The 9819-nt window shown below is 68.5% G+C and carries 8 protein-coding genes and 4 pseudogenes; 6 read left to right on the top strand and 6 right to left on the bottom strand.

The features are described from left to right. The 6 genes and pseudogenes from U5A56_RS26405 to U5A56_RS26380 form a co-directional block, all read left to right on the top strand. Positions 1–117, top strand: a pseudogene (locus U5A56_RS26405) (hydrolase); the annotation flags it as partial. A 659-nt stretch (positions 118–776) separates the two neighbouring features. Continuing rightward, a complete protein-coding gene (locus tag U5A56_RS26400; RefSeq protein ID WP_044848437.1) occupies positions 777–1730 on the top strand; it encodes a LysR family transcriptional regulator in 954 nt (317 codons plus the stop codon). Between the two features lie 57 nt (positions 1731–1787). Then, positions 1788–2000, top strand: a pseudogene (locus U5A56_RS26395) (FUSC family protein); the annotation flags it as partial. Between the two features lie 12 nt (positions 2001–2012). After that, a pseudogene (locus tag U5A56_RS26390) lies at positions 2013–2288 on the top strand (efflux transporter periplasmic adaptor subunit); the annotation flags it as partial. Positions 2289–2341: 53 nt separating this feature from the next. Next, on the top strand, positions 2342–2941 hold the full coding sequence (locus U5A56_RS26385) for a DUF3331 domain-containing protein (RefSeq protein ID WP_321925337.1): 600 nt from the start codon (positions 2342–2344) through the stop codon (positions 2939–2941). A gap of 423 nt (positions 2942–3364) precedes the next feature. Continuing rightward, entirely contained in the window at positions 3365–3565 is a 201-nt protein-coding gene (locus U5A56_RS26380; RefSeq protein ID WP_321925335.1) for a hypothetical protein, read from the top strand. 83 nt (positions 3566–3648) lie between these two features. On the opposite strand, the gene U5A56_RS26375 is transcribed toward U5A56_RS26380, so the two are convergent. The 6 genes and pseudogenes from U5A56_RS26375 to U5A56_RS26350 all read right to left on the bottom strand — a co-directional run bounded on the left by U5A56_RS26375 (position 3649) and on the right by U5A56_RS26350 (position 9705). Further along, entirely contained in the window at positions 3649–4086 is a 438-nt protein-coding gene (locus U5A56_RS26375) for a nuclear transport factor 2 family protein (protein ID WP_124487621.1), read from the bottom strand. A gap of 91 nt (positions 4087–4177) precedes the next feature. Further along, positions 4178–5158: an NADPH:quinone oxidoreductase family protein gene (locus U5A56_RS26370; RefSeq protein WP_321925333.1), complete on the bottom strand. Its 981-nt coding sequence runs from the start codon at positions 5156–5158 to the stop codon at positions 4178–4180. 140 nt (positions 5159–5298) lie between these two features. Beyond that, positions 5299–5496, bottom strand: a pseudogene (locus U5A56_RS26365) (acyl-CoA dehydrogenase C-terminal domain-containing protein); the annotation flags it as partial. 187 nt (positions 5497–5683) lie between these two features. Then, positions 5684–6430 (bottom strand): response regulator transcription factor, encoded by a 747-nt coding sequence (locus tag U5A56_RS26360; RefSeq protein ID WP_321925331.1) that lies wholly within the window; start codon positions 6428–6430, stop codon positions 5684–5686. A 117-nt stretch (positions 6431–6547) separates the two neighbouring features. Continuing rightward, positions 6548–7285 carry a TenA family transcriptional regulator gene (locus U5A56_RS26355; protein ID WP_044848403.1) on the bottom strand — a complete coding sequence of 246 codons (738 nt, stop codon included), beginning with the start codon at positions 7283–7285 and terminating at the stop codon, positions 6548–6550. A 20-nt stretch (positions 7286–7305) separates the two neighbouring features. After that, a complete protein-coding gene (locus U5A56_RS26350; RefSeq protein ID WP_321925330.1) occupies positions 7306–9705 on the bottom strand; it encodes a putative bifunctional diguanylate cyclase/phosphodiesterase in 2400 nt (799 codons plus the stop codon). Positions 9706–9819: the final 114 nt, after the last annotated feature.

Raw genomic sequence — 9819 nt, 5'->3', positions numbered from 1 at the left:
TTGTTCTGTGAACTGCAGCGCGACTGGGCGCGCAGCGCGACCGTCCCCGCGTTCATCAACCTGTTCATCGAAACCGGCGGTACCGCGGGCATCCAGTTCTCGTACGACAAGAGCTGAGCCCGAGACGGCGCATGCCGTTTCGCGCGGTTGCGACCGGCCGGATACCGGCGGTCGCAACCGCGACACCACCCTGCGTCGACGCATTCCCTCCGATCCGTTACGAATACGCACGCACATCGCAGCGTTCCAGGCCCGCGACCGGGATGCCGTCGACACGATGGAGGTCTATCGCCTCGATCAGATCGCTTGACGCCCGCCGCCGCGCCGGCAAGCACCGGCAGCGATTCGCAGATCGCGCCGCCCCTGGCGGCGGCGCGATCGATCGTTCCATGCACGGAACACTGAGGACCATCCGGCCCGGCTATCGACACGCGACACGTTCCACTACGCTTGGACTCATACGGATTGCCAACGGCATCGGACTCGCATCAAGCTCGCGTAACCCGCCGCGCCCCCGAACTGCCCGTTCGCGCCGCGTTGCAGCGCAGCCGCGCGAAGTCGTTCGCGCGGCCGCGACATGCCGGCGGCGCGTCGCGTTTCCCACGCGTCGCAGCCGTTTCGGCGCATGCCGCCGCGCGCCGCGCTTTCGTCACACGATTCGCGCCGCCGGCCGCCGCCGTCGCGTCGCCCGTCGATCGCTTCGGCATGCGTGGCAGCGCAGCAAACGGCCGCCCTTTACTCATGCCCGACGCCCCTCGGACAGCATCATGAAATCCCTGAACATAGACGATATCCAGGCCTTCCTGTTCGCCGTCGAGCGGCAAAGCATCACCGAATCCGCACGCCGGCTCGGCCTGTCGAAGTCCGTCGTCAGCAAGCGCATCAGCGACCTCGAGCGCACGCTCGGCGTGCAGCTGCTGATGCGCTCGACCCGCAACGTAACGCCGACCGAAGACGGCATGATCTTCTATCGTGCCGCGTCGGAATCGATGCGCCGGCTCGTCGACGTCGCCGAGGAAATCGCGGAACGCTCGCACGGACTGTGCGGCGAGCTGCGCATCACGTCGCCGGTGAGTCTCACTCGCCGCCTGCTCGGGCCGGCGGTCGCGGCCTTCGCCGCCGCGCATCCGCAGCTGCGCGTCACGCTCGACACCGACGATCGCACGATGAACCTCGAAGTCGAGCGCTTCGACGTCGCGATCCGCTCCGCGCGACTGCCCGACAGCGCGCTGATCGCACGCCGCGTCGCCGCATGCGAGCGCGTCGTCGTCTGCAGTCCCGACTACCTCGCCGCTCACGGCGAACCGGACTCGATCGACGCGCTGCTCGAGCACCGCTGCCTGAACTACAGCCATACGGCGCCGTCGGCCACCTGGACGTTCACGACGCCCGGCAGCCTCGGCAAGCCGCGCGCGATCAGCCCGGGCAGCGTGTTCCTGTCCAACAACGGCGAAACGCTGTGCGACGCCGCGGTGCAAGGCATCGGCATCGCGATGCTGCCGCGCTACATCGCGGACGACTGCCTGCGCGACGGCCGGCTGGTGCGCGTGCTCGCCGATGAAGCACCGCAGGACGAAGTGATCTACGCGGTCTATCCGCGCAATCCGTACGCGAGCAACAAGCTGAAGCTGTTCATCGAACACGTGCGCATCGCGCTGCTCGATCCGCCGTCGTCCGCCGGCACGGACAAGGAGCTGCATGCCGAAATGCTGTCGACGGATTCCGTCTGACGCGATGCGCGCCAACGCGTCGACCCAGTCCCGCCGGATTCGTCCTGCCGATCCGCCATGCCGCCGAACAAGCGCACGCTGACGAGGCCCTTCGATACAGCGGCCGTCGCGCACATGCTGCTCGGCATGAGCCGCGAATACGGCCGAGCCGACGGCGCGCGCCTGATCCATGTCGCGAAGACCGTGATCGCCGTCTTGCTGGCAATGGGCGTGTCGATGCGGCTGGAGCTGGCAGCGCCGCGCACGGCGATGGTGACGGTCGTGATCTTGATGATGCCGGCGATCAGGCTGCTGTCCGGCGGTCCGTCGCTGACCGGACACGTCGAAAGCGTCGCGCGCGGCATCAGCGATCGCGACAATCCGGCCGGCGCGACGCTGCTCGCCGACGTCAACCCGATCTTCACGTGGGTGCGGCTCGCGCAGCGCGTGCCGGTCCGGATCCGGCTGGACGGTATGCCGCGCGACGGCTTCCTCGCGGCGGGCAGGACCTGCACGGTCACGGTGCGCCCGATGCCGCACGCGATGGCGCGCGGCGCGGCGCCGGATACGCGCCCTTGATGCCGTGGTGCGGCCGTAGGCACACACGCCCGTGTTCGATATCGGGCAACACCGTGTTCTTGTTCGTGCGCCTTCCGGTGGCCCGGCATGCGCTTTTACACTGGGCGTTCGTCGGCGATGCGAGCGGTATGTACTGCGCACCCGCTCCGTCGACGCATCCCGAACCCGCCGCGTCGAGCGCGCGCGGCCTCGATCGACCCCGCGCCGGCCTCGCCGGCCGGCAGGAGACTGGCAATGGCATTCAGCGTAACTCACGAACTCCGGCGCCGCACCGGGCGGCCGATGCAGTGCCGTTCGTTGCCGCGCGATGCGGATCGGCGCCGCGGCGGTCGCGCCGAAAGCAATCGATCATGCTGACCGTCTCTTCCGTCGGCATCGCGCCGCGCATCTCATCACCCGGTCGCAGCCAGGTTCACGTCACGCTGCTGGAGTGGTCGCACGAATCGCTGCTGGTCCGCTGGGTCGAAAGCGGCCGCCTGCACTACGGCGAACAAAAATGGCGCCGCGCGGTCGCCCGGCGCGACGGACGGTGCGCGTATTCGGGCCGCGCCATCGTGCAGGGCGAGGCCGTGTTTCGTCCGACCGGCCGGCCGCGGCCCGCGAATCACCTCGCGATGATCGCGGCCGATGCGGTGGCGTTGCTCGATGCGTGATGCGCGGAGCGCGTTGTGCGTTGTGCGTTGTGCGTTGTGCGTTGTGCGTTGTGCGTTGCGTTGTGCGTTGCGTTGTGCGTGGTACGTGGTGTGATGCGGTGCCGTGTCGTGCAACATCGATCGCGCGGAACGGTACTTGCTGCATCGGCAATTCACTGGCGCGAAGCGAGCCGCGCATCGCCGCGAGCCAAGTCGATCTTGGCTGCCACGCATCTTTCGCACTCCGGAAGCCCGTTCGCACACGCTTCACCGGATTCGTTGATCAACGAGCGACAGTGCGTCACGCGCATACCGGCTTATCGTTCGACGCGATCGCGCGTATCGTCGACCCATGTTGTCCGATCCCGTCGACGTCATCGGCTTCGTTCGCCAACCGGCCGCTCTCGCGCGTGTGAACGCGGCCGTCAAAACAGGAAATTGATCATGGAATTCGTACTGGACCACTCGCTCGACGACGATACCGCCCGCGCGGTCGAACATGAAATCTGGCGCGTCGATCCCGACGCCAAGGTCGAGATCGATCGCGCGACGTCGCACGTGAAGGTCGAGTCGTGGCTGTTCCCCGAGGAATTCGTCGTCGCGTTCGAGGATGCGGGCTACAGCGTCAGGATCAAGCCTCACTGACGCGCGCCCGGCCGGCGCCGCACGCGAGCGCGACCGTCGCGTTGCGCCGGCGACATTTTCCGCACCGGCCGGCGGCCCGCCGCTCACCCGCCGATCTTGAATCCTGGCAACTGCTGCCCGAGCCGCGCGCCCATTGCCGCGCCGAGCGCCTGCAGCGCATTGAACGGCCGGATCATCACCTCGAATTCGACGATCCGCCCGTCGACGTCGAAGCGGATCATGTCGATCCCCTTCAGCCGCTTGTCGCCGACCGTCGCACTGAATTCCAGCACGACGCTCGTGCCGTCGTCGTCGGCGAACGCGCGGTGGTATTCGAAGTTCTCGAGGATCGTGAGCACCGTGCGCAGCGCCAGCAGCAGCGCGGGCGCCGGTCCGTACGGCTTGAACGCCATCGGCGAGCGGAACACGGCGTCCGGATGGACGATCGTGTCGAGTTCGCTGAAATCCTTGCGCGCGAGCATCGCGTGCCACGTCGCGAGCGATGCCGCGACGGCGGGTTGCAGATTCGACAGGGGTTGCATGCTCAACGACTCCGGTAACGTCACACGAAAGAAATCCGCTCGAAAGCGGCGCCCGCTCGGGCCGCCGCCGCATGATGCCGCGCCGACGTTGTCACGCGTCCGGCAGGATCACGACCTTGCCCTTCACCTGCCGGCTCGCCATGCGCGCGATTGCGTCGGCCGCGCCCGCGAGCGGCACGCGCTCGGTGATCGCGGGCCGCACCTTGCCGGCCGCGAACCATTGCGCGAGCTGGCGCATGTTCGCCGCATGCTGCGCGGGGTCGCGCCGCACCGCGTCGCCCCAGAACACGCCCAGGATGTCGCGCTCCTTGAGCAGCGCGAGGTTCAGCGCGATCTTCGGAATCTCGCCGGCCGCGAAGCCGACCACGAGGAACCGGCCGCGCCACGCGGTCGCGCGCAGCGCTGCCTCGCTGTACGCGCCGCCGACCGGATCGTAGACGACGTCCGCGCCGCGTCCGTCGGTCAGTTCGTCGACACGACGCCGCAGGTCCTCGGTTGCATAGTCGAGCGTGTCGTCGGCGCCGGCCGCGCGGCACAGCGCGAGTTTGTCCGCGCTCGACGCGGCCGCGATCACGCGTGCGCCCAGCGCCTTCGCGATCTCGATCGCGGCCAGCCCGACGCCGCCGGCCGCGCCCAGCACCAGCAGCGTCTCGCCCTGCTGCAGGCGCGCGCGCTGCTGCAGCGCATGCAGCGACGTGCCGTAGGCCAGCACGAGCGCCGCGCCCTGCTCGAACGTCATCCCCGGCGGCAGCGCCGCGATCTGCTGCACGTCGGCCACGCAATGCTCCGCGAAACCGCCATGACCGGTGAACGCGACCACCTCGTCGCCGGGCCGCCAGGCGCTCACGCCGTCGCCGACCGCGTCGATCACGCCGGCGAATTCCGCGCCGGGCGAAAACGGCAGCGCCGGCTTCACCTGATAGAGCCCCTGGACGATCAGCGCATCGGGGAAGTTGAGCGACGCCGCCTTCACGCGAATCCGCACCTGGCCGGCGGCCGGTTCGGGAACCGCGACGTCCTCGATGCGCAAGCGGTCGATCGGGCCGAATGCGGTACACAACAGGGCTTTCATGCTCTCCTCTCTCCTCGCGCGACGTCGTCGCGCAGCGATACGGCATCGATACGGCAGCGGGACACGCCCGCGCGATCGGCGCGCAGCGCACGCGCATCGGCCCGCGCCGCGTCACCATCATTCGTGCTGCGCGGCGCTCTGAACCACGCGTCGCGCATCTCGAGCGTCGTCGTATCGGCGCTCGCCAGCAGGTCGAGCTGCGCACCCACCTTCGGCAGCTCCCGGCGAAAGAAGTAACGCGCGGCGGCACGCTTGCCGGCGTGGAAATCGCCATCGCGCCCGTGCGCGGCGAGCGTCACGTCGAGCCACGGCCACGCGACGGCCAGATGGCCGCATGCCGCGAAACCGGATGATCGGGTCGGTGACTGCCAAATGCTGGCGGGAAATTTAGCACGGTCGTTCTAAACCGACAATGGCGGGTCGCCCCGATGGCGAACCGGGGCGATGGCGGCATGCGCAGGTGAAGGTGGGGCGATGCCGGCGCGCGACACGCCGGCCGCGATGCCCGACGTGCCCGCGCCCCGCTCACGCGTGCGGCGGCGGGTCCGCGTCGTCTGCCAGCGTGCCGAGCGGCACGAAGATGTAGCCCTTGCCGCGCACCGTGCGGATGTAGCGATAGTCGCCGACCGCCTGCTCGATCAGGTTGCGCAGCCGGAAGATCAGCACGTCGAGCCCGCGCTCGGAGCGCCCGGCCACGGTCAGCCCCAGCAGCGCGAGGATCTCCGCGCGCGACAGCACGCGCAGCGGCTGCGCGATGAACAGTTCGAGCAGCGCGAATTCGCTCGCGCGCAGCCCGAGGTCGTCTCCCGCGCGGGTCGCGCGCCGCGTGACGAAATTCACCTCGATGTCGCCGAACGCATAGGTTTCGGCATTCCGCGGCCCGCGCGGCGACTCCGGCCGGTTCGGCGCGTAGCGGCGCATCGCGCTGCGCACGCGTGCGACCAGCTCCATCGGCTCGAACGGCTCGACGACATAGTCGTCCGCGCCGATCTCGAGCGCGACGACCTTGTCGACCACCTGCGCGTCGCGGCTGATCACGATCACCGGCATGTCGTAACCGGCGCGCCGCAGTGCGCCGAGCGCCATGTAGAACGTCGTGGCCGGCCGTTCGACCCGCAACACGATCAGGGTGGGCGGTGCCGCGCTCACGTGCGCGAGCAGCATCGACACATCGTCGAGCGCCGACGTATCGATCTGGCAGCCGCGCAGGAGCGCGCGGATCCTGTCGCGCATGCGCGGATCGGGCTCTACGACGAGAACTTGGGTGGCCATGGAAAATCGTCCAGCACGACGGCCCGCACGGCGCATCGCGACGTCACGCCGGCCCGCCGTCCAGCCGGAACGGCCGGGTGCGGCCCGCACGAACCCGCGCGCGCACGACGCCGGCGACTACACATGCATGCAGCAATCGAGACTCGTCAGGAAATAGCTCAGGCTCTTGCGGATCGACGTCTCGACGTCCCGCACGTCGCGCGCCGCGGGCGACTGGCCGAGCAGCGTCGCGACGATGTCGAGCGCCTCCCACGGATGCCGGTCGTCGTAGTCGGCGTGCAGCTTGAGCCAGCGCATCGCGCGATGCCGCACGGCCGGATCGAACTGCCGTTCGTACGGCGATGCGCACAGCAGCGCGCTCCACTCGCCCGTCACGCCCTCGATCGCATAGTTGGTCGCGGCGATGCTCGGCGCGAGCGCGTCGGTACTGCCGCTCTTCCAGCACCAGTGGCTCAGCGAGAATCCGGCCAGCGGCGCGTCGCCGCGCAGCAGCATGTCGATCGTCACGCCCGATTCCGCCGCCCAGTTGGCCCAGTGATCGACGTGGTTCTGCTCGACGCGGATATTGCGGATCAGATAGCGCCGCGCCTTCTCGTCGCCGCGCGACCGATAGGCGGCGGTCTTCACCAGGTTCATCGCCATGTATTCCGGAAACTGGCTGACCACCGCCCAGCCGGTCACGAAGAATGCGCGCAGTTGCGACGCGCGCAGCGTCCCGCCGCTCATCGCCGCGAACACCGGATGCGCACGGACGCGCGCCTTCAGTTCGTCGGTCGCGCCGACCACGTCGCGCAGCCAGGCCGGATAGCTCGCCAGGTCCATCAGGTCGCCGGTCAGTTCAAATGGAGCACTCATGCGTTCGTTCCTCGCTTGGTTCAATGGAATCCCCCTTCCTGCCAGGGCGCGGGGCGGCTGAAGTAATAGCCCTGGCAATAGTCGACGCCCAGCGCGCGAAGCATCTCGGCCGTCGCCGTATCCTCGACGTGCTCGGCGACGGTGCGGTACTGCATCACGTGCGCGATGTCGTTGATCGCGGACGCGATGCCGCGCTTGATGCTGTCGGACGTCATGGTCGACACGAGGCCGCCGTCGATCTTCAGGTAGTCGATCGGCAACTGGCGCAGATACGAAAACGACGACATGCCGGCGCCGAAGTCGTCGAGCGCGAAGCGGCAGCCGAGGTCGCGCAGCTCGCACATGAAGCGCGACGCGACCTCCAGGTTGCGCACGGCGCTCGTCTCCGTGATCTCGAAACACAGCAGCGACGGGTCGAGCCCCGACGCCGACAGTTCGGCGATCACGAACTCCACGAAGCGCTCGTCGGTGATCGACATCGCCGACAGGTTCACGTTGTATTCGACGTAGCGGCGCTGTTCGAGTCGCGCGAGGCGCCGGATCACGGTGCGCACGACCCAGCGGTCGATCATCGTCATGTGGCCGTAGCGCTCGGCGGCGGGCAGGAACACCGGCGAGATCAGCTTGCCGTCGGCGTCGGGGATGCGCAGCAGGATCTCCGCGCGCTCCCGCGCGCCGAGCGCGGGCTGGATCGGCACGATCGGTTGCGCATACAACTGGAAGGAATTCGTCTCGAGCGCCGTCTTCACGCGCCGGCTCCACTGCGTGTGATACGCCTGGCGGCTCGAATGCATGTCGCGCGAATCCGCGACATGCACGCGGTTGCGACCGCGATCCTTCGCGACGTAGCACGCGACGTCGGCCATCTGCATCGCCTTCTCGACGCTCTCGGGCCGGCACGCGAGATCCAGCACGCCGATGCTCACGCTGAGCTTGAACGGCTCGCCTTCCCACAGGAACGTGAAGTCCTCGAGATTCGCGCGCAGGCGTTCCGCCTTGCCGCCGTCCGGCGCGCCGTCGCGGCCGGCCGGCAGCAGGATGCCGAATTCGTCGCCGCCCAGCCGGCCGAACACGTCGTCGTGGCCGAGACAGCGCGCGAATACCGCGGTCGCGTCGCGCAGCAGCGCGTCGCCGGCCGCGTGGCCGCACACGTCGTTGACTTCCTTGAAGCCGTCGAGGTCGAGCACCAGCAGCATCCCGCCGCCGCGCTGCGCCAGCGCGTCGCCCAGGCGCCGCTCGAACGCCGTGCGATTGATGAGGCCGGTCAGCGCATCGTGCGACGCCTGCCAGGTCAGCTTCTCGATCAACTGGTGTTCGCGCGTCATGTCGCGCAGGATCAGCACGTAGCCGACGCAGCGGCCCGCGGCGTTGTCCATCTTCGACAGCGACGCGCGCACCGACACCGCCGAGCCGCACACGCGGATCAGGTCGAGATCGCGGGTGAACGTGGGGTCGCTGCGGTTGCCGAGCGACGCGAGCAGCTTGATCGACATGCCCGTCGACGTGTCGATCAGGTCCAGCACGTCGTTGATCGGCTTGCCGACACACTGCCGCGACGACGTGCCGAGCAGCTGCTCGGCCGCCGGATTGACGGTCTCGATACCGCGCGTGAGGCCGATCGTGACGATCGCATCGGCGACCGAGCGCAGCGCGGCTGCCGCGAATGCCTGGCTCCGGTCCAGCTCGGTCTGCATCGACACCTGCTGGCGTTGCGCGCGGCTCGCCCACCGCACCGACAGCAGGATGATCAGCAGCGAGGCCACGATGTACGACAGGAACAGCTGGATGACGGCCGAGCGGAATTCGGCGCTCAGTTCGTCGGAAAAGCGCTTCGGAAGCGGTTCGATGTGCGCGTTGAGATCCCAGATCGCGTGGTTCAGGCTGCTCGTGCGCCGGACGTCGTCCGCATGCACCGACGCGTGCAGCGCGTTGGCGATCCTGCGCAGGTCGACCAGTTGCCGGTCCGCGTCCTCCCAGTATTGCAACGCGGCGTTCAGGCGTGCGAAGCTGCTCAGGATCGGGTAGAACCACACCACCGCCGCCGCATCGACCGGATTGATGCCCGCCTCGATCAGCGCCTGGCGCGCCACGCCGTGGTCCGGCGGCGTACTGGTCATCGCGCGGCGCGCGGCGCCGAGGAAGGTGAGGGTCCGGTCGACCGCCAGGTATTCGTCGAACAGCTTTTCGTCGCCGGTCTGCCCGTAGCGGCTCAGCAGCAGGATCTCGTCCTTCTGCGCCTTCGACCAGCTGCTTTCGCCGCCAACGTACACGCGCAACGACATGATCACGATCAGGCTGACGGCGACGAACCCGGCCAGCGCGACGACCACGACGACGATCGGCAGGATGCCGAGCGCCGGACTCCATGGCCACACGTGGAACGAGCTGCGCTGACTCTGGAGCTTCGAAATGTTTTCCATACCTGAATGACTGTTTTTCTGATTCTTGTCGATGCCGCCTGCCCGACGCGTCGCCGCACCGCCTGCGCCAGGCACCTCCCCGTTCCCTTTGCGCGCCGCGCCGCCGTGCATGCC

Origin of the sequence: Burkholderia sp. BCC1998 (assembly GCF_905339875.1) — a bacterium.
Taxonomy (GTDB): Bacteria; Pseudomonadota; Gammaproteobacteria; order Burkholderiales; family Burkholderiaceae; genus Burkholderia.
Note: the sequence above shows the minus strand (reverse complement) of the source record. Positions and strands in the feature narration are given on the sequence as shown.

Coding starts and splice junctions, on each gene's coding strand:
- U5A56_RS26380 (WP_321925335.1), top strand. CDS start 3,365: ATGGAATTCGTACTGGACCACTCGCTCGACGACGATACCGCCCGCGCG.
- U5A56_RS26375 (WP_124487621.1), bottom strand. CDS start 4,086: ATGCAACCCCTGTCGAATCTGCAACCCGCCGTCGCGGCATCGCTCGCG.
- U5A56_RS26355 (WP_044848403.1), bottom strand. CDS start 7,285: ATGAGTGCTCCATTTGAACTGACCGGCGACCTGATGGACCTGGCGAGC.
- U5A56_RS26350 (WP_321925330.1), bottom strand. CDS start 9,705: ATGGAAAACATTTCGAAGCTCCAGAGTCAGCGCAGCTCGTTCCACGTG.
- U5A56_RS26370 (WP_321925333.1), bottom strand. CDS start 5,158: ATGAAAGCCCTGTTGTGTACCGCATTCGGCCCGATCGACCGCTTGCGC.
- U5A56_RS26360 (WP_321925331.1), bottom strand. CDS start 6,430: ATGGCCACCCAAGTTCTCGTCGTAGAGCCCGATCCGCGCATGCGCGAC.